At 73.8% G+C, this 24,316-nt stretch carries 19 protein-coding genes and 1 pseudogene; 14 read left to right on the top strand and 6 right to left on the bottom strand.

What is annotated here, in order from left to right; genetic code table 11:
- Positions 1–184 precede the first annotated feature (184 nt).
- Complete coding sequence (locus HN013_RS05090) at positions 185–658, top strand: helix-turn-helix domain-containing protein (RefSeq protein WP_171163411.1); 474 nt, start codon at positions 185–187, stop codon at positions 656–658.
- Positions 655–1,833 carry a cytochrome P450 gene (locus tag HN013_RS05095; protein ID WP_171163413.1) on the top strand — a complete coding sequence of 393 codons (1,179 nt, stop codon included), beginning with the start codon at positions 655–657 and terminating at the stop codon, positions 1,831–1,833. The genes HN013_RS05090 and HN013_RS05095 overlap by 4 nt, the downstream gene beginning before the upstream one ends.
- A 28-nt stretch (positions 1,834–1,861) precedes the next feature.
- Here the strand turns inward: HN013_RS05095 and HN013_RS05100 are convergent, their stop codons facing one another.
- The 3 genes from HN013_RS05100 to HN013_RS05110 form a co-directional block, all read right to left on the bottom strand.
- Entirely contained in the window at positions 1,862–3,940 is a 2,079-nt protein-coding gene (locus HN013_RS05100) for a SpoIIE family protein phosphatase (protein ID WP_171163415.1), read from the bottom strand.
- Between the two features lie 200 nt (positions 3,941–4,140).
- A complete protein-coding gene (locus tag HN013_RS05105; RefSeq protein ID WP_171163417.1) occupies positions 4,141–4,743 on the bottom strand; it encodes an ATP-binding protein in 603 nt (200 codons plus the stop codon).
- A gap of 281 nt (positions 4,744–5,024) precedes the next feature.
- Positions 5,025–5,678, bottom strand: a complete 654-nt coding sequence (locus HN013_RS05110) for a DUF4360 domain-containing protein (RefSeq protein ID WP_171163419.1) — start codon at positions 5,676–5,678, stop codon at positions 5,025–5,027.
- A 618-nt stretch (positions 5,679–6,296) separates the two neighbouring features.
- Here HN013_RS05110 and HN013_RS05115 point away from each other — a divergent pair.
- Positions 6,297–7,838 (top strand): M48 family metalloprotease, encoded by a 1,542-nt coding sequence (locus HN013_RS05115; protein ID WP_249374744.1) that lies wholly within the window; start codon positions 6,297–6,299, stop codon positions 7,836–7,838.
- Positions 7,839–7,929: 91 nt separating this feature from the next.
- Positions 7,930–8,889: a D-2-hydroxyacid dehydrogenase family protein gene (locus tag HN013_RS05120; RefSeq protein ID WP_171163423.1), complete on the top strand. Its 960-nt coding sequence runs from the start codon at positions 7,930–7,932 to the stop codon at positions 8,887–8,889.
- 33 nt (positions 8,890–8,922) lie between these two features.
- Here the strand turns inward: HN013_RS05120 and HN013_RS05125 are convergent, their stop codons facing one another.
- Positions 8,923–10,206: an ATP-grasp domain-containing protein gene (locus HN013_RS05125; protein WP_171163424.1), complete on the bottom strand. Its 1,284-nt coding sequence runs from the start codon at positions 10,204–10,206 to the stop codon at positions 8,923–8,925.
- Positions 10,207–10,827: 621 nt separating this feature from the next.
- Here HN013_RS05125 and HN013_RS05130 point away from each other — a divergent pair.
- Genes HN013_RS05130 through HN013_RS05155 form a run of 6 tightly spaced genes read left to right on the top strand, consistent with a single transcriptional unit; the run spans position 10,828 to position 16,161 of the window.
- Positions 10,828–12,720 carry a hypothetical protein gene (locus tag HN013_RS05130; RefSeq protein ID WP_171163426.1) on the top strand — a complete coding sequence of 631 codons (1,893 nt, stop codon included), beginning with the start codon at positions 10,828–10,830 and terminating at the stop codon, positions 12,718–12,720.
- A gap of 12 nt (positions 12,721–12,732) precedes the next feature.
- Positions 12,733–13,053 (top strand): Rieske 2Fe-2S domain-containing protein, encoded by a 321-nt coding sequence (locus tag HN013_RS05135; RefSeq protein WP_171163428.1) that lies wholly within the window; start codon positions 12,733–12,735, stop codon positions 13,051–13,053.
- 43 nt (positions 13,054–13,096) lie between these two features.
- Positions 13,097–13,357: a 4Fe-4S binding protein gene (locus tag HN013_RS32690; RefSeq protein ID WP_171163430.1), complete on the top strand. Its 261-nt coding sequence runs from the start codon at positions 13,097–13,099 to the stop codon at positions 13,355–13,357.
- Positions 13,354–13,923 (top strand): cupin domain-containing protein, encoded by a 570-nt coding sequence (locus HN013_RS05145; protein ID WP_171163432.1) that lies wholly within the window; start codon positions 13,354–13,356, stop codon positions 13,921–13,923. Before HN013_RS32690 ends, HN013_RS05145 begins: the two co-directional genes overlap by 4 nt.
- A gap of 54 nt (positions 13,924–13,977) precedes the next feature.
- On the top strand, positions 13,978–14,790 hold the full coding sequence (locus HN013_RS05150) for a DUF3050 domain-containing protein (protein WP_171163434.1): 813 nt from the start codon (positions 13,978–13,980) through the stop codon (positions 14,788–14,790).
- 33 nt (positions 14,791–14,823) lie between these two features.
- Positions 14,824–16,161: an aldehyde dehydrogenase family protein gene (locus HN013_RS05155; protein ID WP_171163436.1), complete on the top strand. Its 1,338-nt coding sequence runs from the start codon at positions 14,824–14,826 to the stop codon at positions 16,159–16,161.
- Between the two features lie 243 nt (positions 16,162–16,404).
- Here the strand turns inward: HN013_RS05155 and HN013_RS05160 are convergent, their stop codons facing one another.
- The gene (locus tag HN013_RS05160; RefSeq protein WP_171163438.1) at positions 16,405–16,749 is read right to left on the bottom strand and encodes a peptidase inhibitor family I36 protein; all 345 of its coding nucleotides are present in this window, start codon (positions 16,747–16,749) and stop codon (positions 16,405–16,407) included.
- A 385-nt stretch (positions 16,750–17,134) separates the two neighbouring features.
- On the opposite strand from HN013_RS05160, the gene lanKC reads away from it, so the two are divergent.
- From lanKC to HN013_RS32695, 4 genes and pseudogenes are all read left to right on the top strand, one after another.
- Positions 17,135–19,798 carry a class III lanthionine synthetase LanKC gene (gene lanKC / locus HN013_RS05165; protein WP_171163439.1) on the top strand — a complete coding sequence of 888 codons (2,664 nt, stop codon included), beginning with the start codon at positions 17,135–17,137 and terminating at the stop codon, positions 19,796–19,798.
- A 61-nt stretch (positions 19,799–19,859) separates the two neighbouring features.
- Entirely contained in the window at positions 19,860–19,979 is a 120-nt protein-coding gene (locus tag HN013_RS05170) for a SapB/AmfS family lanthipeptide (protein ID WP_171163785.1), read from the top strand.
- A gap of 139 nt (positions 19,980–20,118) precedes the next feature.
- Positions 20,119–21,858 (top strand): ABC transporter ATP-binding protein, encoded by a 1,740-nt coding sequence (locus HN013_RS05175; RefSeq protein ID WP_171163441.1) that lies wholly within the window; start codon positions 20,119–20,121, stop codon positions 21,856–21,858.
- 391 nt (positions 21,859–22,249) lie between these two features.
- A pseudogene (locus HN013_RS32695) lies at positions 22,250–23,275 on the top strand (ATP-binding cassette domain-containing protein); the annotation flags it as partial.
- Between the two features lie 273 nt (positions 23,276–23,548).
- Here the strand turns inward: HN013_RS32695 and HN013_RS05185 are convergent.
- Complete coding sequence (locus HN013_RS05185) at positions 23,549–24,160, bottom strand: response regulator transcription factor (protein ID WP_171163443.1); 612 nt, start codon at positions 24,158–24,160, stop codon at positions 23,549–23,551.
- Positions 24,161–24,316 lie beyond the last annotated feature (156 nt).

Consider the following 24,316-nt stretch of genomic DNA (forward strand, 5'->3'; position numbering starts at 1 on the left):
CTGCCCCAAGTCGCAATGTATTGCACCAATGTCGGTCCTATATCCGGCTTCCCTCCCTCTTCGCCCGCAACAAAACGGGCAATCGGCCGCATAGAACCCCCTTGTCTCCGGGGCACGTCCATGGATCCGCCCTTCTCCCGACGGCTAGAGTCCTCGGGTCGGAGCGTGCGCGAGAGGGTGGACGATGCATCAGGGGGGAGCGCCCGAGGGGGGCGGAGAACGTCCGTCCCTGGAGGCGCGGGTCACCGCCGCGAAGGCCGACGTCGCAAGGCGTCTGCGGTACATACGGCACCACCATCCGGACGGCCCGTTCACCCTCGCCGGGCTGGCGGCCCGCGCGGGGGTGTCCAAGAGGACGCTGTCCCAGGCGGAGTCGGCGGACGGCTCCAACCTGACGCTGGAGACCCTGCTCAAGGTCTGCGACAGCCTGGGCATCCCGCGTGCCGCGTACTTCCTGGACGAGCAGGTCTTCCAGCAGGTCAACAAGGACCTGGCGGGCCCCGCGGACGAGGAGGGCGGGGCCGGAACGGACCGGGTGGACCGGCTGTCCCGCATGCTGACCGACATCCTCGACACCGCCGCCCGGGCCCGAAGCGCCTTACAGGATCTGCCTCCTGACCGGACCGAAGGACCCACCGCCCCCGAAAGCCGCCCATGACCGACCTGCCCCGGCCGTTCGACGCCGCCTTCCTCGCCGATCCGTACCCCGGCTACGCGCGGCTGCGCGCCGCCGCGCCCGTCCACCGGATCGCCCTGCCCGACGGCTCCCCCGTCTGGCTCGTGACGCGGGAGGCCCACGTCCGGGCCTGGATCGCCGACCCGCGGCTGTCCGTCAACAAGGCGCGTTCCGGGACCGGTTACCGCGGCTTCGCCCTCCCCCCGGCCCTGGACGCCAATCTGCTCAACATCGACCCCGAGGACCATCTGCGGCTGCGCCGCCTGGTGTCCCGGGGGTTCACCCCGCGCCGCGTCGAGAGCCTGCGCGGACGGGTCGAGGCCGCGGCAGGCCGCCTCGCCGACGGGCTGGCCGCGGCGGGCGGCGGCGACCTGGTGGCCGACTACGCCAACCCGCTGCCGCTCACGGTCATCGGGGACCTGCTGGCCGTCCCCGAGGCCGACCGGAAGCCCTTCTCCGGCTGGGTCGCCACCATGCTCGCGCCCGAGCACCCCGGGCAGATCGCCGAGGCCGTGGACCTCATCCACCGGTTCCTCGTGGACCTGGTCGCCGCCCGCCGGGCCGCGCCCGGGGACGACCTGCTCTCCGACCTCGTCGCCGTCCGCGACGGGAGCGACCGGCTCAGCGAGGACGAACTGGTCTCCCTCGCCTTCCTCCTCCTCATGGCCGGCAGCGAGAACGCCCAGCACCTGATCAGCGTCGGACTGCTCACCCTGTTCCGGCACCCGGACCAACTGGCCGCGGTCCGCGCGGAGCCCGCGCTGCTCCCCGCCGCCGTCGAGGAGCTGCTGCGCCACGCGCACGCCAACCAGATGGCGATCCGCCGGTTCCCCACCGAACCCGTGGAGATCGGCGGCGTACGGATCCCGGCGGGCGACACCGTTCTGCTCTGCCTGGCGTCGGCCCACCGCGACCCGGCCCGCTACCCCGACCCCGACCGGTTCGACATCCACCGCGAGGACCGCGCCCACCTGGCCCTCGGCCAGGGCATGCACTACTGCCTGGGCGCGCCGCTGGCCCGGATGGAGATCGCGATCGCGCTCGGCACCCTGCTCCGCCGCTTTCCCGGCCTGCGTCCCGCGGTGCCGGAGACGGAGCTGCGCTGGCGGACGTCCTTCCGGTCGCGGGCGCTGCGCGCCCTGCCGGTGACCGTCTGAGCCGTCCGACGGCCGCCCGGCGGGCCGGTCAGTGGCCGATCTCCGCGACGAGCAGCGCCACGTCGTCGTCGCTGCCCTGGCGGAACACCGAGAGCAGCAGGTCGCAGGTCTCCTCCAGGCCGGTCCGGGGGCGGTCGAGGACCCGGACGAGCTCGGCGAGGCGGACGTCGATGGCCTCGTCGCGGGTCTCCACCAGGCCGTCGGTGTAGAGGACGAGCCGGTCGCCGGGCGTGACGTCCACGGCGACGCTCTCGAAGGGCACGCCGCCCACGCCCAGCGGGGCGCCGGTGGGCAGGTCCAGCAGGACGGGCGGCTCCCCGTGCCGCAGGAGGACCGGCGGCAGGTGGCCGGCGTTCGCGACGCAGCAGCGGCCGAGGGCGGGGTCGTACACGACGTAGACGCAGGTGGCGATCTGCTGGCCCAGACCGGCGGCGGCCCGGTCGAGGTGGCGGAGCACCTGGGCCGGGTCGAGGCCGAGGCCGGAGAGGGTGCGGGCGGCGGTGCGGAGCTGGCCCATGGCGGCGGCCGCGGTGATGCCGCTGCCCATGACGTCCCCGACGACGAGGGCGCTCTTGCCGCCGTCCTGGGGGACGACGTCGAACCAGTCGCCGCCCACCTGGCCGGCCGCGCCGGCCGGCTGGTAGCGGTAGGCGACCTCCAGTCCGGGCGGGCTGGGCGGCCGCTGGGGCAGCAGGGTGCGCTGGAGGCTCAGGACGGCGGCGCGTTCGCGCTGGTACCAGCGGGCGTTGTCGATGCAGACGGCGGCGCGGGCGGCGAGCTCCCCGGCCAGGACGACGTCGTCCTCGTTGAACGGCACGGGGTTGTCGGTGCGTTTGAGGTCGAGGGCGCCCAGCACCTCGCCCCGGGCGATGAGGGGGACGGCGATGTAGGAGTGGAGTCCGGCGCGGGCGAGGAGGGCCGCGGCGGCCTGGTCCCGGGCGATGCCGGGCAGGTCGCGGGTGCCGACGCGGGCCAGGTGGACGGGGCGGCCGGTGGCCACGCACCGGGCGACGAGCCGGTCGGCGGGGTACCGGGCGATCTCCCCCGGCGGGTCCGCGGCCCGGGCGGCCTCCTTGGCGCCCGCGGTGCCGGCCGAGGCGATCGCGAGGGCGCGGATGACGGCGGGCCTGCCGTCGGGGAGGGCGGGTGCGCGGTTGCCCTCCAGGGCGGTGTCGAGGACGTCGACGGCGGCCACGTCGGCGAGGGCGGGGACGACGACGCCGGCGAGCTCGCGGGCGGTCTGGTCGAGGTCGAGGGTGGTCCCGATGAGGACGGAGGCGTCGGCGATCAGGGCGAGCCGGCGGCGGGCCTCGGCGGCCGCGAGGTCGGCGCGGTAGCGGTCGGTGACGTCCACGACGGACGCGGCGACGCCGAGGATGTGCCCGCCCGCGTCCTCCAGCCGGTAGTACGAGACCAGCCGGGCCCGGTCGTCGTCGCCCCCGCCGATGCCGCCCGCGACGAACCGGTCGAGCTGCGGTGTGCCGGTGGCCAGCACCCGGCGCATGGTGGCTTCGCTCTCCTCGATGTCCACGAACGGCAGCACCTCGCGGACCGTGCGTCCGAGGTGCTGCTCGGCGGAGAGGCCGTGGATGCGTTCCAGGGCGGGGTTGACCATCACGTACCGCAGGTCGGTGTCGAGGACGGCGAGCCCGATCGGGGACTGGGCCACCAGGCGCAGCGAGAGCGCCAGGTCCCGTTCCAGGTCGCGGAGGACTTCCCGGTCGGTGGCGATGCCGAGGGCGTACATGCTGCCGTGCCGCCCCTCCAGCCGGACGTTGCGCAGCTCGACCAGGCGGGGGGTGCCGTCCTTGTGCCGGACGGGGAAGACCCCGGCCCAGCTCTCGCCCTCCCCCATCACCCGGGCGAACAGGTCGAGGACGACGTCGAAGTCCTCCTCGGCGACCAGCAGCCGGGCGGCGTACTGGCCCAGCGCCTCCGCCGGGGACCAGCCGAAGAGGTCCTGGGCCTGGGGGCTCCACAGGATGATGCGGCCCTCGCGGTCCAGCACCACGGCGGCCACGCTCAGCACGTCGAGGAGGCTGCCCGCCTCGCCCAGGGCGGACCGGGCACGGCCGGAGCCCGGCCGGAATCCTTCGGTGGTGCCCATGCAGGTCCTCCTTGCGCCCGCGCGGGGTGGTGCGGCGGCCTCGGTCCTGCCGGTGTCCGGATTCCTTCCCTCTCATGCTCCCGCTCGTCACGCCGCGGCTTCCATCGTCCCTCCGATCCCGGGCGGCGCGCAGCCGGTGCGGTCCGTGGCGGGGGTGCGGCGCGGCCGGGATCCCGCGCGCGCACAGGATCCCGCGGGGCTCAGATCCGGGGCAGGCCGGCGGCGGGGGCCGTGGCGGCCGTGGCGGGGGCGCCGGGGAGGGGCAGGGCGAACCAGACGGTCTTGCCCGCCGCGGAGGCGTGATGACCCCAGCGGTCGGCAATTTGTTCGACGAGCCACATGCCGCGGCCGTTCTCGCTGTCCTGCCCGGAGAGCGAGCAGGGCGGCAGGGCGCCGCCGCGGTCGGTGACCTGGGCGACCACATGGCCGGGGGTGCGGGAGAGGGACAGCTCGACGTCCCCCGAGCCCTCGGGAACGTGCACGATCGCGTTGGTGACCAGTTCGGAGAGGAGCAGGGCGGCGTCGTCCGTCAGCTCGTCGAGTCCCCACTCGGCCAGCAGCCGCCGGGAGAACCTGCGGGCCGCCGCCACGGAGCGGGGCGAGGCGGGCAGGGAGATCGCGCAGATCGCGTGGGCCGGGCGGTGCGGGGGAAGGGCCCGGGCCTGCGGGCCGCCGGCGGGGGCGGGGACGCCCCACGGGAGGAACCGCCGCGTGCCGGCCGTCGAGGGGACGACCGGGGCCGGGGCGCCGAAGGCGTCCGCCGGGTGCGAGGGGCTCAGGGTGTCGCGGCTGAAAGCAGACATGAGGCTCTGTGCGATCGAGGGGGGACGCGAAGGCGAGACCAGGGGGGACCGCAGGGCTTCGCGGTGGTCTTCCCCACACATTCGCGCGATTTCTGCCAGAGGTCTATACCCTCTCGGTCACGCTCGCCTTGCGGAGCGCTATCTTCGCAGGTGACGGCCGCTTAACGGGGCATAAAGTCATGGTGAACGCCGACTGTGCGACGGGTTTCCCCGGGGTGCGGAAACCCCGGCGGACGGGGGGACCGACCGCCGGGGCCTCGCGCGCCGTGCCGCTACTTCTGCTACTTCTTCGCCGGGCATTCCTTCCAGGCGAGGTGGTAGATGGTGTTGATGTTGCCGTCCGTCGAGTCCATGGTCATGAAACTGGTGGTCTTGGAGGTGTCGGACGTGCCGGCGTTGACGCGGAGTTCCGTGTTGATGTTGAAGTTGCGCCGCTCGCCGCAGGGCGCCCAGACCAGCGCGCCCACCGGAACCGTGTCGGTGTTCTGCCAGTTGTCCCCGTACGGGCCTCTGAGGACATGGGAGCTCGGCACCGTCTGCGACGAGCCCTGGAAGTAGTACGAGGCCTTCTCCACCCCGCTCGCCCCGGGCTCCAGCTTCGCGTAGCCGCGGTAGTCGGCGCTGGCGATGGCGTAGGTGTAGCCCTGCGGCACGTGCACGATCAGGTTGAGCTGGCAGTTCTTGCGGAAGTCGGTCGGTTTGGAGCCCACGCCGACCTGGGCGAGGTACTCGCTGTAGGTGACGGTGAAGGCGGTGTTGTCGGGGGAGACGGCCACGGCGGCGGTGCCGGCCGGACAGCCCGAACCGTTGACCGTCGCGATCTCGATGACGATCTTGCCCGGCGGCGGGTTGGTGATGACCGAGGGCTGCTGGGTGGCGAACGCCGAGGCCAACAGCGCCGTGAGCGCACCGGCGGTGACCAGTCCTACAGGCATGGTGCTCCAATCGGTTGCCTTCGGGCGGCGTCGGCGGCCCGAGGGGACGGCAGGAACGATTCCGCAGTGCCCGCGACCACGACGGCGCCCCACGGAACGGAGCGTTCCGGGACTGCCGGTGCGGCCGGCGCCGGACCACCCCGAGCGGAAGGGGCGGACCGGGAGCGGGCCGACGGCGGGGCACGGGCGACGGAAGGTGTGCCGGACCGGAAGGGGAGCAGGTCAGGAGCGTAGCAAGGCATGCCCATGACAATCTTCACGGCCCGCTGGGACGGGGAGCGTTCGAATGATAGGGAGCCGTACGGGGGTTGGCTAGGTCTCCCGTCGTACGCCCCCGCGGCGCCCCGCACTTCACCGGCCGGACCGGTCACGGAGAACCGCCCCGACGTCTCCGACCGGCCGTGACCATTCCGGAATTCAATGTTCCGTCCGGACCTGACAGACCCGCAGCGGATCCGTGGCGCAGTGACCGCACAAATCATTTGCCGCCCCAAACACCCGTGCGACATAATGACGACCTTTCATCGCCATGCTTTCTCGAACCCGGATGAGGGCCGCTGCCCGATGGGCGTTTCTCTTCGCGCACTCCGCGCACTCGTTCTGCTTTTCGGTTTCTATTTGTTCTGCCTCGCCGTGCTCTGCCTGCTCGTGGGCAGCGGGGTGTTCGTGTACTGGTCGCTCGGGGCGCACCCCGTGACGCTGAAGATCATCATCCTGCCGCTGCTCCTCACCATTCCGCTGATCCGGGGTGTCCTGCACGTCCGCACCCCGCAGGACGACGGCGAGGGCGGGCTGCCGGTCACCGAGGCCGAGCAGCCCCGGCTGTGGGCCGCCGTCCGGGAGGTGGCCGCGGCGGCGGGGACCAGGCCGCCCGACGAGATCCTGCTCGTCGGCGACGTGAACGCTGCGGTCTCCGAGAACTCCCGCTTCCTCGGGCTGATTCCCGGACACCGCCGGCTCTATATCGGGGCCCCGTTGATGACGGGCCTGACGGAGGATCAGCTGCGCGCGGTCCTCGGCCACGAATTCGGTCACTACTGCAATGCCGACACCCGGATCTCGGCCATCACCCTGCGCGGCCGGCACTCCGTCGCCCGGACGGTGAAGGCGTTCCGGCTGCAATCCGAGAATCAGCGGGCCAAAGAGCGGGCCAAGCAGGAGAAAGCGGCGGAGAAGCGGGTCCGGAAGGGCCGCAGGCCCAAGAAGATCGACACCACCGGTGCCGGTCTGGGCTACCGGATGATGGCCCGGCTCTTCGTCGTGTACGCCAAGTTCTACCTGCGGACCACCCGTAGCGCGGGCCGGCGCCAGGAGCTGGCCGCCGACCGGGTCGCGGTGCACGTCGCGGGCCGCGACGCCGCCGCCTCCGCGCTGCGCCGCACCGCCGCCCTGGCCGAGCTGCACGAGTTCTACGTGGACAGCTACGCCACGCTGGGCCTGCGGGCCGGACTGCTGCCGCCGCACGGGCAGTTCTACGGCGGCCTGTGGTACCTGCTCTCGGACCCGGGCCGGCGCGCCGAGGTGGAGCGGCTCTCCCGCGAGCTGCCCGAGGGCGAGCCGTCGCCCTACGACGCGCACCCGCCGATGGCCGAACGCGTCCGGCTGATCGAGGCGTTGCCCGACGACGGGCGCGGGGCGGGGGCGCCCGTCCAGTCGTCCCTGGTGCTGCTCGACGATCCCGAGGGGGTGCTGGCCCGGCTGGAGGAGGCGACGCTGGCCCCGGAGGTGCTGGAGCTGCGCCGTGCCCCGTGGCCGGAGCTCGTGCACCTCGGGATCCGGGCGAACTACGCCGCGGACGCCGAGCACCTGCGCCGCGCCGCCGCCGAGTTCACCGGCGGGGACGGCTCCCTGCGCGCCCTGCTGGACGCGGTCGACGGCGGCCTCCTGTGGCACATCGCCGGCCGCCTCCCCGGCGCGTCCCAGGACGGCGGGGAGGTCCTGCCGCACGAGATCCTGGCGGAGCTGCGGCACGGCCTGTCCCGCCTCGCGGTACTGGAGCTCGTCGACGCCCGTTGGGCCGGCTGGGAGCTGTCCTGGTCGGGGGCGGCCCGCCTCCACCTGCCCGAGGGCTACGCGGAGTCGCTGCCCGGCGCGGTGGCCGCGGTGGCCGCCGAGATCCCGGACACGCGGCCGTTGCGCGGGCTGCTGCCGGCGGCGTGAGCGCGTATCCCGGGCCGACCGGACGGCCCGGGCGGTGGCAGAGTGTCCCCCGGCCCCGTTCCGGCAGTTCACCGCACCGAAGGACGACGTGATGACGCTCCGCTGCACCGTGCTCGACGACTACCAAAACGTCGCCCTCGGCCTGGCCGACTGGTCCGTCCTCGGCGACGCCGTCGAGGTACGGACGCTGCGCGAGCACATCGCCGGGCACGACCGGCTCGTCGAGGAGCTCGGCGACAGCGAGATCGTCGTCGTGATGCGGGAACGCACGCCGTTCCCGGCGGAGTTGTTCGCCCGCCTTCCGAAGCTGCGGCTGCTCATCACCTCGGGCATGCGGAACGCCTCCATCGATCTCGCCGCGGCCGCCCGGCACGGCGTCACGGTCTGCGGGACGGCGAGCCATTCCGAGCCGCCCGTCGAGCTCACCTGGGCGCTGATCCTCGGCCTGGCCCGCGGGCTGGTCGCGGAGAACACCGCGCTGCGCCGCTCCGGCCCCTGGCAGAGCGGTGTCGGGGCGGATCTGCACGGCCGCCGGCTCGGGCTGCTCGGGCTGGGGAAGACCGGGACGAAGATGGCGCGGGTGGGCCGGGCCTTCGGTATGGAGGTGGCGGCCTGGAGCCCGCACCTCACCGACGAGCGCGCCGCGGCGGCCGACGCCGTACGGGTGCCGACCAAGGAAGAGCTCCTGGCCACCAGCGACTTCGTCTCGGTCCACCTGGTCCTGGCGGAGAGCACGCGTGGCCTGCTCGGCGAGGCGGAACTGCGGCTGATGCGGCCCACGGCGTACCTGGTCAACACCTCACGGGCCGCGATCGTGGACCAGGACGCGCTCGCCCGCGCGCTGCGCGGCGGCTGGATCGCCGGAGCCGGGGTCGACGTCTTCGACGAGGAGCCGCTGTCCCCGGACCACCCGTTCCGTACGCTCCCCCGGCTGCTGGCCACCCCGCACCTGGGCTATGTGACCCGCCGCAACTACGAGGGCTACTTCGCCGGGGCGGTCGAGGACATCGCCGCCTTCTTCGCGGGGGCGCCGGTCCGGCGGCTGGCCTGACCCGCGTGCCGCCGCCGGCCCGGCGCGGCGGCGTCAGGCGTTCTCCGCCAGGGCCAGTGGCACGCCCTCGTCGTCCGCCTCGGTGTCGAAGACGACGCCGCCGGCCAGCCGGGTGGCCAGCCCGTCGAGTTCGTCCGCGGAGTCGGCGCCGGTGACGAAGACGCCCGAGCGGGTGAAGGAGTCCTTCTCCGGCGGGATGACGTCACCGGGCCGCACCTGGAGGTCCGCGGCGAGGACGGCGGGGTGCCGGACGAGCTCGTCCCAGCCGCGCACGGCACGGAGCCGGCCGGGCGGGGCGAAGAGGAAGTCGACGCGGGCGGCGCGGGCGGGGGCGGGCAGCGGCCGGGGCGTCCGGCCCAGCAGGTCGTCGACGAGGGTGCCGTAGAGCTCCAGGCCGGGCCGGGTGTGCTCGACGAGGGCGTGGATGAAGTCGCCTCCCCCGCGGCAGTGGAACTCGCCGAGCACGATCCCGGAGGGGGTCACCCAGAGCTCGATGTGGAAGATGCCGCGGGTGATGCCGACCGCCTTCAGCCCCCGGGCCACCGTGTCACGGGCGAGCAGGTCCGTCGCCTCGTCGAGGCCGGAGGGCTGCTGCTGGCTCGTGGAGATGAAGCCCTCGGTGACGGCCTTCCGGGTCAGGGAGAGCACCTGCGGCTCGCCGTCGAGCACGATGCCCTCGGCCGAGTACTCGTCACCGGCGACGAAGGTCTCCACAAGGAAGTAGGGAGAGGCCGGCAGGGGGCTCATGGCCGCCGAGGGTTCGTGGAACTTCCGCAGGGCGTCGGGAAGTTGGGCCGGACCGTCGATCAGGGAGACACCGATGCTGGCGAGGCCGTCGCGCGGTTTGACGACCCATGGGCCGGGCCCGGTCTCGCTCAGGAAGCGTTCGGCGTCGGCCGCGTTGTCGCAGACGGCGGTCCGCGGCTGGGGGAAGCCCGCCTCGCGGAGCCGCTGCCGGCAGAGGTCCTTGGTGCGGACGCGGCGTACCGCGTCGGGGTCGTTGCCCGCGAGGCCGAGTTCCCGGGCGATGACGGCGGTCGGCAGCACCGACAGTTCACGGACGGTGAGCACCGCGTCGACGGGCGGCCGGGTGGCGGCCCAGGCGCGGCAGGCCTCGGGGTGGTGGACGTCGAGCGCCACCACGTCGTCGACGTACGAGAGGTCCCGGGCGGTCGCGGACCGCAGGTTCTCCGGGGTGTCGGCGCCCACCAGCGTGACGCCGCGCCGCCGGGCCTGTTCGCTCAGCCGCCGGATCTGGTCCTGACCCCAGGCCGGCATTCCGGTGTTTCCCATGACGAGGAGCGTCACATCTGCCATACGACCGGCTCACTTCCTCTGGCGACTGATCGGATTTGCAGGGTTTCCAGGTGACGAACAGTAGCGGGTCGGAGGGGTGGCGGGAGGGTGGCCGGGGCCGAGTGTCGCGCCGTCCCGACGGCCTTCGGAACAGGGCGGCGGCGGGTGTTCGGATACCGGTCGGAAGCTTTCGGCCACAGCCGCGAAACCGGATTCCGGAATATGGCCGCCGACCGCTCCCGCCCTGCATGCCACTTGCATATTCAGCACGCATCCGGAAACGCATCCGGAAACCGGAAAACGGCTTTTAGGTGCCGTACGGAGGGTTTTGGAAGGGCTCTCGCGAGCACCCCCGGGAAAGGATTCGGGGGCCTCATCGCGCGGCGCCGGCCCCAGCACGTCACAACCGCCCCATGGCGCGGATCGCCTTCGCGCCAGTGGCGGCCGATTGACAGGCGGAACGCCGCTCCCTAGCGTCGTGGCCGTCATGCTTTTCGAAGGCATGCGCCCTTTGCTGCCTTCGCTCCGGCCGATTCCCGCACGCACCGGAAGACGTCCGCGTGCGGTCCGACGGCCGACTGCCGTGCCTCTCCTTCCGCAAGGCCATCCGCTCAAGTGGATTCCCGTTCTGGAGGCGCCCGTATGACCCCACCGGTTCCCCTGTTCACCCACCCGGATTTCACCGGCGCGGACGAGTCCGTGATGGCGGAGGTCGAAAGTCACCTGGCCGGGCGGCTGGAGATGCTGACCGATGACAGCGATCTCGTCGTGGTGGCCGGCCTGGTGGCCGCGCGCATCGTGGACGCGGCCGTTCTGGAGAAAATCCTGGACGACCGCGCGGAGGCCGGACGGCCCCTCGATCTCGCCGCCCATGGAATCCCGGCGGCGGAATTCTCGCGCTTCCAGAAATTCTGGTACCACTTCAAGGTCCCGTACGCCCGGGCGTCCCTGGTCTGGTGGCACCTCTTCTGTCTGGCCCTCGGCCGCGGTGCCGCCGCGGACGAGGCCCTGGAGCGGATGGGCCGGTGGCTGGCCCCGCTGCAGGACGATCCCGCGGACGCCCTCGCGCGGGCCGGTTCCCTCCTCGGTCTGTCCGAGGAGGCCGTGGTCGTCACGGCGGCCGAGACGACCGGTCTGCGGGCGCTGGCGGCGGCCGTCCGGCTGGACGCGCCGCTGGTCGCGGTGGACGACGTCCGCGCGGCGGTGGAGACCGGCCGGACGCTCGGCCGCCGGGTGCTCACCGACGGGCCGGAGGCGGACGGCGGCAGCGCCGCCCTCTGGCTCGGCCCGCCCGCCGTCCTGGACGGGCTGCCGGACCGGGCGCGCCGGGCCTGGGCCGGGCTGACGGACGAGCAGCGGGACGAGCTGCTGGCCGGCTTCGAGCGCCGGGTCTCGTCCGTCGAAAGGATCCGGCTGCTGACCGGTGAGGCGGTCCTCGACAACCGGGGCGTCGTCGCGGAGGTCGCGGCCTGCCGCACGGAGCCGGTGGCCGAGTGGAGCGGGACGCGGCTCGCGCTGGCGACGCTGCTGTGGTGCTGGCACGAGGCGGGCTTCGTCCTCCAGGAACTCAACCAGTCCCTGCTGTCCTTCCCGTCGATCGCGCTCTTCCTGCTGCGCAAGTCCCGGGAGTACGCCCGCCTGCTCGGCGAGGGCGAGCCGGCGGAGGCGACCGCACCCGACGTCCTCGCGGCGGCCCGCCGGCTGGCCGGGCTGCGCGGCCGGGTGGAGGAGCGCTACGAGCGGTGCCTGCACTTCGACGGCAGCAACTGGGAGCGCCGCGAGTTCCTGCTGCCGCTGTCCGTCTACCGGCGCAGCAGCCGGATCCCGGAGGGGCTGCCGGAGCGGCTGTACGCCGAGACGGGTGCGGAGTTCCCGGGCCGTACCGGGTCCCTCGCGGAATGGGACCGCTTTCTGGAAAGCGCGCTGGAGGCCGGGAGTTCGCCCACCCGGGCCATGCAGGCGGTGGCACACTGGGCGGCCGACGCCGAGGACCTTCCGGTGGACCTGGCCATCTTCACGGTGCCGGTCGGCCGGAAACTCCAGGAGCCGTGGACCATGGAGTTCACGGACCTGTTCTGTTACACGGGATTCCGCAGCGATTTCCGTCCCGAGGAGTTCGGTATCACCAACGGCCGGGTGCTGATGTACAACGTCATCGCCCAGCGCATGCGGTACAACGCGGTGAAGAAGGCGCAGAACTACGCGCCGGTCATGCGGTTCTCCCCGCAGGGCTTCAACCTTCCGGACATCGCCGTCGCCGAGGACGCGTACCACGGCGGGCACGCCGCGGCGGGCATCCGGCTCGCCTGCCGGCTCCCCATCACCGTGCGGTGCGGCGACCGCGACTGGAACGGTCTGGCGGACGTCCGGCTGAACCGTTCGGCGTACAGCAGGGAGAACCGGTTCCGGCCGCGCGACATGCTCATCGGCTACCGCTACACGCAATGGGCGAAGGGAATCGCCGACGCGGCCTACCGCAGGGGCCTCGGCTTCGACGAGAAGTGGACGGACAAGGTCAAGGACCTCGACATCTGATCGGAGCGCGCGATGGACGAGGCAATGACCCGTGGCCCGGCGGGCGCGGCGGGCGCGACCGACGGGACGGTCGGGGCTACCGGGGTCACCGGGACCGTCGAGGAACTTCCCGGCGGGAAGGCGTGCGTGGTCCGGCTGGGCGATCGGATGGTCAGGGTCCCGGCGCGCTGCCCGCACCGCGGCGCGCCGCTCGTGGACGCGCTGGTGACCGGCACGTTCCTGGAGTGTCCCTGGCACGGTGCCACCTTCGACCTGCGCACCGGGAAGCGGCTGCGTGGTCCGCAGTGCGCCGACCTCGCCGTCGGCGGGGAAGGCCCCGGCACGGCCGGGTGAACACCACACGTACGGCAAGGCCATACCGAAGGAGGGGAAACACGTGACGTACGTGATCACCGAGCCGTGTATCGACGTCAAGGACGGCGCCTGTGTGGACGTCTGTCCCGTCGACTGCATCGTGGCCGAGGACGCGGACCGGCAGTTCTACATCGACCCCGCGCGCTGCGTCGACTGCGACCTGTGCGCCACGGTCTGCCCGGTGGACGCGATCTTCAGGGAGGAGGAACTGCCCGACGAATGGGTCCACTTCACGGCCGTGAACGCGGACTACTTCACCGAGCGCGAGGGGGAGGCGTCATGACGGCGCACTCCGCGGCGGACGAGCTGTCGATCATCCGCTGGGCCAACGCGCGGATCGGCGACCTGGCCACCTCCCTGCACATCCCGCACGCCGAGCGTCCCGTGCACATGCACGGCGCGGACGCCACAGGCCTCGGCCTGGTCAGCAACGGCGCGATCGGCGCCGACGTCATCCGGCTGCCCGCGGGGGCCGGCTTCCCACCGCACACCCACCCGGGCCACCACGTCCTCGTGGTCCTCGGCGGCCTCGGGACCATCACCTACAACGGACGCGTCCACCCCACCGAGGCCGGCCAGATCTACCTGGTCGAGGGGGCGGTGTCGCACGCGGTCGGCGCGATCTCGGACCATGTGCTCCTGGCCATCGGTGCTCCGCACATGCCGGTGGAGTCCGAGCGCCGCATGGAGGTCGTGGTCTACGAGGAGGTGCTGAGCGAGGTCGGCAATCTGCACTGCCTGATCTGCGATCTCAAGTCCCAGCTGCCCGCCTATCTCCACGACGTGGGGTGCTCGCACTGCCCCTGCCACGACTGCGCGGCCCCGGACCCGGACCCGGCACGGCGCTGACGCCGTCCCGTTCCCGCCCGCGGTTCCCCTTCCCAGGATTTCAGGAGCTCCCCCATGGCAACGTCGCGTTACCACACGCAGGTCGTCCACCCGGGTCTGACCGCGCTCAAGGCGGAGATCGAACCCGCCCGGAAGGGCGTCGTCGGCCACCCGATGTACCACAGCATCACCACCCCGGAGGCCGCCCGGGTCTTCATGGAGCACCACGTCTTCGCCGTCTGGGACTTCATGTCCCTGCTGACCAGCCTGCAACGGCAGCTCACCTGTGTGGAGGTGCCCTGGGTGCCGCGCGGCCCGGTGGCCAGCCGGCGGCTGATCAACGACATCACGCTGGTCGAGGAGAGCGACGAGTACGGCGACGGGTTCATCAGCCACTTCGAGCTCTACCGGGCCGCCATGGGCGACGTGGGCGCGGACACCGGGCCCGTCGACGCGTTCGTCGAGGCCCTGCGGGCGGGCGTGCCCGTCGTCGACGCGCTGGCGACCTCGCGGGTCCCGGCGCCGTCGGCGGAGTTCGTCAACGGGACCTGGACCGTGCTGGAGACCGCGCCGGTGCACTGCCAGGCGGCCGTCTTCGCCTTCGGGCGCGAGGACCTGATCCCGGAGATGTTCGAGCAGGTCGTCCGCATCGAGGACGCGGACGGCAGTCTGGCCCGGTTCAAGGACTACCTGGAGCGGCACATCGAGGTCGACGCGGACGAGCACACGCCGATGGCGATGCACATGCTCGTCGATCTGTGCCGGGACGACTCCGACAAGTGGAAGCAGTGCGCGTACGCGGTCCGGTCGGCGCTGCACGCGCGGGCCGATCTGTGGACGGCGATCACGGACGCGATCGTGGCGGAGGGACGGCGGACGTCCGGCTGAGCCTCGAACTCCCCACGAGGAAGGAACCGCACCGTGCTCACCGACCCCCGGACCGGCCGTCCGCGCCCGCACCCGCCCCTCCCCGGCGGTGACGGCGTCGGCCCCGCCGTCGCCGCCGCCCGCCGGGCGCTCCCCCGCTGGTCCAGGCTGACCACGGGCGAGCGCGCGCGGCGCCTGCTGCGGTTCGCCGACGTGCTGGAGGACGCCGCCGAGGAGTTCGTGCGCGGCGAACGGGCGGGCACCGGCAAGCCGTTGGGCGAGGCGGCGGCCGAGGTCGCCCAGTGCGTCGACCTCGTCCGCTTCTACGCGGGCGCGGCCCGCGCGGACCTCGCCCCGGCGGGCGGGCACCGCCTGCCGGGCCGGGAGAGCTGGGTCCGCTGGGAGCCACTGGGCGTGGTCGCCGCGGTCGTGCCGTGGAACTACCCGCTGCTGATGGCCGTCTGGCGGTTCGCCCCGGCGCTCGCCGCCGGGAACACCGTGGTCGTCAAACCGGCGGAGACGACCCCGGACAGCGCCCTGCTGGCCGCCCGGCACGCGGACGAGGTCCTGGGCCCGGGCGTGCTCGGCACGGTCCCGGGCGGCCGGGACACCGGACGGCGGCTCGTCGGCCACGAGGGCGTGGACGCCGTCGCGTTCACCGGCAGCCGGGCCGGCGGGCTCGACGTCGCCGCCCGCGCGGGGGTGCGCCGGGTGAGCCTGGAGCTCGGCGGCAACTGCCCGGCGCTCGTCCTGCCGGACGCCCCCGCGTACACCTGGGAGCGGCTGGCCGCCGCCTGCACCTACAACGCCGGCCAGAGCTGCGCGGCCCCGGCCCGGGTACTCACCCCGCGCTCCTGCTACGAGCGGACGGTCGCGGGCCTGGCCGACGCGATGACGGCCCGCCGGGCCGGAGCCGACTTCGGCCCGCTCAACAACCCCGAGCAGTTGAAGCGCTTCGACGCCCTCCTCGACGGCTCCCGCGCCGGCGTCCGGCACGAGGCGGCGACGGCCGTGACCGAGGACGAACGGGACGGCTACTGGCGCCCCGCCACGGTCCTCGCCGAGCTGCCCGACAACGACCCCGCCGTCCGGGAGGAGGTCTTCGGCCCAGTGCTCACCGTCCAGGCCGTGCCCGACACCGACGCCCTCGTCCAGGCCGCCAACGGCGTCCCCCACGCACTCGCCGCGAGCGTGTGGGGCGAGTCCGTACCCGCCGTCCTGCGGCTGGCGGGCGCGCTCGACGCGGGCGAGGTATGGGTCAACTGCCACCTGGAGCAGACAGCCGAACTCCCCCACGGCGGCCGCCGCCAGTCCGGCCAGGGCACCGACCTGAGCGTACTGGCCCTGGCCGAGTACCAGCGGCCGAAGACCGTCACCGTGGCCCTGGAATGACGCCGTCCGGGCAGGCGTTCTGCGCGGTCCTGTTCCCGGCGGACGAGGACGGCGGGGGTGGAAGATCTACGTCTCCGCGACCGCGCGTGATGGACGACGGCTGACAGTTCCGGCTGGTCGGAGGCCGGGCCGAAATCGGTGGACCGGGTCGTCTTTTCGGGGCGACACGCCGTGTTTCGCGCTCTGATCCACCACTTCCGATCCACCGGCCCGCAAGCCCGAGGCCGACCCCGGGCCGGCGGCTCACCCGCTGGTGCTCTTCGCGGAGAGGGAGCTGGTCCGGCCCCATCCCGGGTACAGCGTCAATGACCTTCCCAGGCAGTTGGGCTTGGACCACAGGACGACAATCTGTCGGGACCGGTTCTGTGCCGACTTGGCGGTGAAGGGAAGCTTCTTGACGCAGCGTCCGGGGAATCCGATCCCGCCGGCCACCCGGCCCTTGTAGAGGCTCTTCGAGTAGAAGCAGAACTCCTTGTCGGGACAGCGGAACCGCGGGCGGGCCTCGGCGGGTCCGGCCGTGCTCGTCAGGCCGAGGATCATGACGGCAAGGATCAAGCCCGTACGTGACAGGAACTTCGCTGTGAACATGAGTCCTTCCGGATCGTCGCGGAGCCGGGTCGGGTATGCGCTCAGCAGGACTGGGACGGTCTTCATCAGTCCGGAGCCCCGGCTCCGTACCGCTTTCAGTACGCCGGGAAAGCTATGTTGCGTTCACATTGGCGTCAAGTCAAACGCGCCTGATTCATGCAAAGACGCATGTCAGACCGGAGCGTTGTTGCAATGGACTGGAGTAAACGCACATCGGTCCCCGGGTTCGGGCCGGGCGCGGCGGTCATCAGCCCGTCCGGCGCGCACTGAGGCGGAACCGCAGATCCGCGGGTATGCGTTCCGCACGGTCCGTTGATGACACCTGTGACTGGCCCGGCCTCCCCCGGCGTGGAAATCTCGACGCATCACAGCCGAGGGGGATCACATGGACAAGCGGTACGAGGTCTACTGCCTGGCCGACCGGCATTTCTACGAGACCCCGGACCGCCTGCCCGCCCTCGCCGGAACTCCCGCCGGGGACGGCCCCTTCGAGACCGCGCGCCGCCCTGTCCCGGACGGCTGGGGCACGGCCCGCAACGGTGACTGGCTGCACCTGTTCCCGGCGGACGAGGAGGGCGGTCCGCTTCCGGGGCCGCTCCAGGGTTGGAAGATACATGTCTCCGCGACCGCCGACACGGCGGACAAGACGGCGGCGGACGTGTGGGACTACTGCGTCCCCCGGGGCATCCCCTTCAAGTTCGTCCCCGGGCCGCACCTGCTGCACCTGCGCAACACGAAGTACGCGGGCCGCGACCACAGTGGCAAGTTCGTCACTGTCTATCCGGCGGATGAGCGGCAACTTCGGCTCATACTCGAAGAGTTGGACGATGTCATCGGGGGCAGGCCCGGGCCGTACATCCTCACGGACCTGCGCTGGCGCGAGGGTCCGCTCTACGTCCGCTACGGCGCGTTCGCCCGCCGGTTCTGCGTCGACGAGCGCGGCACGCTGGTTCCGGCGATCGAGGACGGCACGGGGCGGCTCGTGCCCGATCCGCGCGACCCGGCCTTCCGGGTGCCGTCCTGGGTGACTCTGCCGGAGTTCCTGGCGCCGCACCTCGCGGCCCGTAACGCGACCACCGTCACCGACCTGCCGTACCGCATCGAGAAGGCGTTGCACTTCTCCAACGGGGGCGGCGTCTACCGCGGGACGGACACGCGCGACGGGCGGCGGGTCGTCCTCAAGGAGGGTCGTCCGCACGCCGGGCTGGCCGCCGACGGGGCCGACGCCGTGGCCCGCCTGGAACGTGAACGGGACGCTCTCGAACGGCTCTCGGGGCTCGACGCGGCGCCCGCCTTCCGCGACTGGTTCACCCTGGGCGACCACAGCTTCCTGGTGATGGACTTCGTCGAGGGCAGGCCTCTCAACTCCTTCTTCGCGGAACGCCACCCGCTGCTCGCGGCCGAGCCGGACCCCGCCGCCACCGCCGCGTACACCGCGTGGGCGCTGCGGATCCACCGGGCGGTCGAGGAGGCCGTCGCCGATGTGCACGCGCGGGGGCTGGTCTTCAACGACCTGCACATGTTCAACATCATGGTCGCGCCCGACGAACGGTCGGTCACGCTCATCGACTTCGAGGCCGCCGCCCCGGCGAGCGAGCACGGCCGGCAGGTCGTCGCGCACCCCGGCTTCTTCGCGCCGCCGGACCGGCGGGGCGCGGAGGTGGACCGGTACGCGCTGGCGTGTCTGCGGCTGGCCCTGTTCCTGCCGGTCACCACGCTCTTCGTCATCGACCGGGGGAAGGCCGCCCACCTCGCCGAGGTGATCGCCGAACAGTTCCCCGTGCCGCGGGAGTTCCTGGACGAGGCGGTGGCCGAGATCACCCGCGGCACGTCGGCCGCCGCGCCGGTCCGTCCGGAGGCCGGCTTCGCCCCGGGGCCCGTCGGCGAGGAGCCGCGCCCGCCCGCGCCCGCCGACTGGCCGGCGAGCCGTGACGCGATGGTCCGCGCCCTCCTCGCCTCGGCCACGCCCGGGCGGGACGACCGGCTCTTCCCGGGCGACGTGGCCCAGTTCACCGACGGCGGCGGCCTCGGACTCGCGCACGGCGCGGCCGGTGTGCTGCACGCGCTCGACGCCTGCGGCGCGCCCCGGTGCGAGGACGGCGAGCAGTGGCTCCTCGACCGTACCGGCCCGCTGCCGCCGGGCACCCCGCTCGGCCTCTACGACGGCGTCGCCGGAGTCGCCCTCACCCTGCACCGGCTGGGCCACACCGGCCGCGCCCTCGACCTCACCGCCACCGTGCTCGACGAGAACTGGCGGCGGCTCACCTCCGACCTGCGGAGCGGCCTGGCGGGGCTCGGTCTCGTCCTCGACCACCTGGGCGCGGCGACAGGCGAACAGGCTTTTGCCGATGCGGCTCTGACGGCGGCTCAGGTCGTCGCGGACCGGCTGTCCGCCGACGGCGAGGACGGACCGCGCCGCCGTGCCGGCCTGATGCGCGGGGCGGCCGGCCCGGCCCTGCTGTTCCTGCGGCTGTACGAGCGGACGGGCGCGCCCGAACTGCTCGACCTGGCCGGGAAGGCGCTCCGGTCCGACCTGGCGCGGTGCGTGACCACGGCCAACGCGACCCTGGAGGTCGACGAGGGCTGGCGCACCATGCCCTACGCGGGGGACGGCAGCGTCGGGATCGGCATGGTCCTCGACGACTACCTCGCGACGGTCGGCGGCGGCCCTGAGGACCGTCCGGACCTCGCGGCCGCCCGCGACGGGATCCTCGCCGCGGCCCGGGCCCGGTTCTACGCCCAGCCCGGACTGCTCCAGGGCCGCGCCGGCATGATCCTCCACCTCGCCCGCACGACCGCGCCCGGCGTCACCCCCGGGCACCTGGCCGCCCAGGTCACCGGGCTCGGCTGGTACGCCATGGGATACGGCGGAGGACTCGCCTTCCCCGGCAGCCAGATGATGCGGCTCTCCATGGACCTCGCCACTGGGACGGCCGGCTGTCTGCTGGCCCTGGCCGCCGCGCTCGACGGCCGCCCGGCCGCGCACCTGCCGTTCCTGCCGCCCCTCGGGGGCGCCCGGCCCGGCCCCCCGCCCGTACCGGGCCCCTGAACCCGGCGCCGCCGCTCGGCGGAGCCGTGCACCACAATCCGTCCCCATGAAAGGACATGTCATGGCCCTTCTCGACCTGCAGAACCTGGAGTCCGACGAGCTGCACGGCGGTGGCGGCGGTCAGAGCACCGTCAGCCTGCTCTCCTGCGTGAGCACGGCCAGCGTGCTGATCTGTCTGTGACGCCCCGCCAGGTCTGACGCCCCGGCCGGTCCTCCCCGAGAGGGCCGGCCGGGGCCCGGCCGTATCGTCCCGCCGAGGCCCGGCCGTATCTCTCGCACCTCCGTCATCTCCCGCACCTCCGTCGAAGGCTGGATCACCCATGGCCCGGACGCGCACCGCCCCCGACGGCACCGGTCCGCGCGCCGGTACCGGCCCGGGCGACCGCCTGCTGCTCGCCACGGCCCGGGACGGCGCGGGCCGCGTGGCCGGCCTCGCCGTGCTCACCCTCGCCTCCACCGCCGCCGCCCTGCTGCTGCCCGCCGCCCTCGGCCGCGCCCTGGACCTGCTGCTGGCCCGGGACGCCGGAGCCGGCCGGTGGGTGGCGCTGTGCGCCGCCCTGCTCGCCGTACCCGCCGCCCTGGACGCCCTCGGCGACCTGCTCTCCGGCACCATGACCGCGCGCGCCACGGCGCGGCTGCGCCACCGGCTGCTGCGCCACGTCGTCGCGGCCGGGCCGCGCGCCACGGCCGCGTCGACCGGGACGGGCACGCCGGGGGACCTCGTCACCCGGCTCGTCGGCAACGCCGCCGACGCCGGCACCGCCCCGGCCGGTCTGGCCACCGCCCTCGCCTCGGTCGTCGGCCCGCTCGGGGGCATCGTCGCCCTCGGCCTCGTCGACCCCTGGCTCGCGGTCGCCTTCCTCGCCGGCGCGCCACTGCTCATCCTGCTGCTGCGCGCCTTCGCCCGGGCCTCCACCGACTGTTCGGCGCGGTACCAGCGGCTCCAGGGCGACATGGCCGGGCGGCTCGCCGAGGCCGTCGGCGGCGCCCGGACCATCGCCGCGGCGGGCACCGAGGGGCGCGAACGGGCCAGGATCCTGCGGCCGTTGGGTGGGCTGTCCCGGCAGGGGCACCGAGTCTGGCGGGTCCAGGGGCGGGCCGCGGCCCGGGCCGTCACCCTCGTGCCGCTGCTCCAGATCGCCGTCCTCGCCGTCGCCGGACTGCTGCTCGCCCGGGAGCGGATCAGCGTGGGCGACCTGCTGGCCGCCTCCCGTTACGCGGTCCTCGCCACCGGCGTCGGCATGCTCGTCGGACAGCTCGGCGCGCTGGTCCGCGCCCGGGCCGCCGCCCGACGGCTGGCCGAGGTCCTCGCCGTTCCCGCGTCCGGGTACGGGACCCGGCCGCTGCCGCCCGGCGGCGGCACCCTGGAGCTGCGCGGCGTCACCGCCGTGCGCGGCGGGCGGACCGTCCTGCGCGACGTGGACCTCACCGTCCCCGGCGGCACCTCGCTGGCCGTCGTGGGCCGTTCGGGCAGCGGCAAGTCGGTGCTCGCCGCGCTCGCCGGGCGGCTCGCCGACCCGGACGCCGGGACGGTCGCGCTTGACGGCGTCCCGCTGCCGGAGCTCAGCCACGATGCGCTGCGGCACTCCGTCGGTTACGCCTTCGAGCGGCCGGCCCTGCTGGGCGGCACGGTCGGCGGCACCATCGCCTTCGGCGCGGCGGACCCCGGCCACGACGCGGTGACCGCCGCGGCCCGGGCGGCCTGCGCGGACGGCTTCGTCCGGCGGCTGCCGCAGGGCTACGCCACGCCGTGCACGGCGGCGCCGCTCTCCGGCGGTGAGGCCCAACGCCTGGGGTTGGCCCGGGCGTTCGCCCACGCGGAGCGCCTCCTCGTGCTCGACGACGCCACCTCCAGCCTCGACTCCCCCACCGAGCGCGAGGTCGGCCGGGCGCTGCTGCACGACGTCGCCGCCCGCACCCGGCTGATCGTCGCCCACCGCGCGTCGACGGCCGCCCGCGCGGACCGGGTCGTCTGGCTCGACGGCGGCCGGGTGCGGGCGGCCGGCCCGCACGCGGAGCTGTGGCGACGGCCCGAGTACCGGGCGGTGTTCGGTGCCTGAGCCCGCCTGCTCACCGTCCCCCTCCCGGGAGGGGCTGCGGTTCCTCGCCGCCCGGCGGGCCGCGCTGGTCCGGCTCGCCTGCTGGTCGGTCCTGGAGGCGGGGCACACCTTCGCCCTGGGCTACGCCCTGGCCCACGCCCTGGACCGCGGCTTCCTCGCGGGACGCCCTGCCACCGGGCTCGGCTGGCTGGGCCTGGCGGCGCTCGCCGTCCTGGCCGGGGCCTACGGCACCGGGCGCACCTACCGCGCCGTGGCCGACCTGGTGGAACCGCTGCGCGACGGCCTCGTCCGGCGGGTCGTCGCCCGGGCGCTGCGGGACGGCGACGGCGCCGCGGTCTCCCGTCTGACCCACCAGGTGGAGATCGCCCGCGACACCTTCGCGGGGCTCGTGATGGTCTCCCGCTCCTTCGTCTTCACCGCCGCCGGTGCCCTGGCGGGGCTCTGCGCCCTGGCCCCCGTCCTGTTGCTGGCCGTGGTGCCGCCGCTGCTGCTGGGGCTCGCGCTGTTCCTGGTGACCCTGCGGGCCCTGGCCCGCCGTCAGGAAGCGTTCCTCGTCGCCGACGAGGACATCGCCCGCTCCCTGGACGAGGTGGCGCGCGGCCTGCGCGACATCACGGCGGGCGGCGCGGAGCAGCGCGTCGCGGCGGACACGGGCGCTCTGGTGGACGCCGAGTTCCGTGCCGCCCGTGCCCTGGCCCGCTGGTCGGTGGTGCGGGTGGTGGCCCTCGCCCTCGCGGGCCGGCTGCCGGTGGTGCTGCTGCTGGTCCTGGCCCCGTGGCTGCTGGACCGGGGGGTGACGCCCGGGGCGCTGGTCGGGGCGCTGGCGTATGTGACGCAGTCGCTGCTCCCCGCGGTGCAGGACCTGGTGCACGGCCTCGGGGCGAGCGGGGCCCGGCTCGCGGTGGTGATCCGCCGGCTGACGGCGGGGGGTCCCGCCGAGCGGGCCCCATCGGTGAACTCGGCATCTACGGACGCCGGTTCCCCGGCCGCCGCCCTCGCCTTCCGCGGGGTCACCTTCGCCTACGGACCGCACGCGGCGCCCGTCGTGCGCCGGCTCGGCCTCGTCGTCCCCGCGGGGGCGCGGCTGGCCGTGGTCGGCCCGAGCGGCATCGGCAAGTCGACGCTCGCCGGCCTCGCGGCGGGGCTCCTGGAACCTCTCTCCGGCGAGGTCACCGTCGGCGGTGCCCCCGCGCGGAGTGCGGCGGCCCGGGCGGCCCGGGTGCTGATCCCGCAGGAGGCGTACGTTTTCCCCGGGACGCTGGGCGAGAACCTGGGCTACCTGCGGCCGGGGCCGGTTCCGGAGGAGGAGATGCGGGAGGCGGCCGCGGCCGTCGGCATGGACGGACTGGCGGAGCGGCTGGGCGGGTTCGGGGCGCCCGTCACCCCCGGGGAACTCTCGGCGGGAGAGCGGCAGTTGATCGCGCTCACCCGGGCGTACCTCTCCCCCGCCCCCGTGGCCCTGCTGGACGAGGCGACCTGTCACCTCGACCCGGCCGCCGAGGCCCGGGCCGAGGACGCGTTCGCCCGGCGGCCCGGCGGCACCCTCGTCGTCATCGCGCACCGCGCTGCCTCGGCGCTCCGCGCGGACCGGGTGCTGGTCATGGACGGGCCGCACACGGTGTGCGGGGACCACGCGGGCCTGCTCCGCGCGTCCCCGCTCTACCGCGATCTGATGGCGGAGGCCGGGCCGTCAGACCCAGCCGGCGCCCTGGGAGATTCTTATGGCGTCCACGCGGTTGCGCGCGCCGGTCTTGCGGGTGATCGCGGACATGTAGTTGCGGACGGTCCCGTTCGAGAGGTGCAGCCTACGGGCGATCTCTCCGACGGTGGCGCCTTCGGCGGCGAGGGTGAGCACGGTGAGTTCACGGCGGGTGAGGGGGATCTCGGACGCCTCCAGAAAGCCGAAACCGAGTGATTCGTCGATGTAGCGCTCGCCCTGCGCGACATGCCGTATGCCGTCGGCCAGCCGGTCCGGCGAAGCGTTTTTGCTCAAGTACCCCAGGGCTCGCTCCTCGTACGCCCGGCGCAGGGGCCCCGGCCGTTCCGCACTCGCCAGGGCGAGCAGGCACGGCCTCCCGTCCCCCGTGCCGCTTCCGGAGGCCAGTTCCCGCACGCCGCCCGGGCCGCCCGCGTGGGGGCTGTCCATGTCGACGACGCACACCCGCGGCCGTACCGTCCGCGCGGTGAGCACCGCGCGGCGCCACGGCGCGGCGTGAACCTCGAGGTCCGGCTCTCTTCCGATCAGTTCCGCGAGGGCGGTGCGCAGCAGAGAGGTGTCGTGCACCAGTAGAACTCGGATCACGGATTCCGTCCCACCCTTCCCGTATTCCCCCGTCGTGCGCCTTGCTCGGGGCACGTCAACAATTCATACCGGCGTGTGCCACGGTCACGGGCGGGGATCACCGACCCGCAGGGGGCGCAAGGGCGCACAACTTCGGCAGCGCGCGCCCCAAGTTCA

Source organism: Streptomyces sp. I05A-00742 (assembly GCF_013055795.1).
In the GTDB taxonomy this organism is placed as follows: domain Bacteria; phylum Actinomycetota; class Actinomycetes; order Streptomycetales; family Streptomycetaceae; genus Streptomyces.

Bases quoted from the DNA above. Each gene is read 5' to 3' on its own strand.
- HN013_RS05090 (WP_171163411.1), top strand. From the start codon at position 185: ATGCATCAGGGGGGAGCGCCCGAGGGGGGCGGAGAACGTCCGTCCCTG.
- HN013_RS05095 (WP_171163413.1), top strand. From the start codon at position 655: ATGACCGACCTGCCCCGGCCGTTCGACGCCGCCTTCCTCGCCGATCCG.
- HN013_RS05100 (WP_171163415.1), bottom strand. From the start codon at position 3,940: ATGGGCACCACCGAAGGATTCCGGCCGGGCTCCGGCCGTGCCCGGTCC.
- HN013_RS05105 (WP_171163417.1), bottom strand. From the start codon at position 4,743: ATGTCTGCTTTCAGCCGCGACACCCTGAGCCCCTCGCACCCGGCGGAC.
- HN013_RS05110 (WP_171163419.1), bottom strand. From the start codon at position 5,678: ATGCCTGTAGGACTGGTCACCGCCGGTGCGCTCACGGCGCTGTTGGCC.
- HN013_RS05120 (WP_171163423.1), top strand. From the start codon at position 7,930: ATGACGCTCCGCTGCACCGTGCTCGACGACTACCAAAACGTCGCCCTC.
- HN013_RS05125 (WP_171163424.1), bottom strand. From the start codon at position 10,206: ATGGCAGATGTGACGCTCCTCGTCATGGGAAACACCGGAATGCCGGCC.
- HN013_RS05130 (WP_171163426.1), top strand. From the start codon at position 10,828: ATGACCCCACCGGTTCCCCTGTTCACCCACCCGGATTTCACCGGCGCG.
- HN013_RS05135 (WP_171163428.1), top strand. From the start codon at position 12,733: ATGGACGAGGCAATGACCCGTGGCCCGGCGGGCGCGGCGGGCGCGACC.
- HN013_RS05145 (WP_171163432.1), top strand. From the start codon at position 13,354: ATGACGGCGCACTCCGCGGCGGACGAGCTGTCGATCATCCGCTGGGCC.
- HN013_RS05150 (WP_171163434.1), top strand. From the start codon at position 13,978: ATGGCAACGTCGCGTTACCACACGCAGGTCGTCCACCCGGGTCTGACC.
- HN013_RS05160 (WP_171163438.1), bottom strand. From the start codon at position 16,749: ATGTTCACAGCGAAGTTCCTGTCACGTACGGGCTTGATCCTTGCCGTC.
- lanKC (WP_171163439.1), top strand. From the start codon at position 17,135: ATGGACAAGCGGTACGAGGTCTACTGCCTGGCCGACCGGCATTTCTAC.
- HN013_RS05170 (WP_171163785.1), top strand. From the start codon at position 19,860: ATGGCCCTTCTCGACCTGCAGAACCTGGAGTCCGACGAGCTGCACGGC.
- HN013_RS05175 (WP_171163441.1), top strand. From the start codon at position 20,119: ATGGCCCGGACGCGCACCGCCCCCGACGGCACCGGTCCGCGCGCCGGT.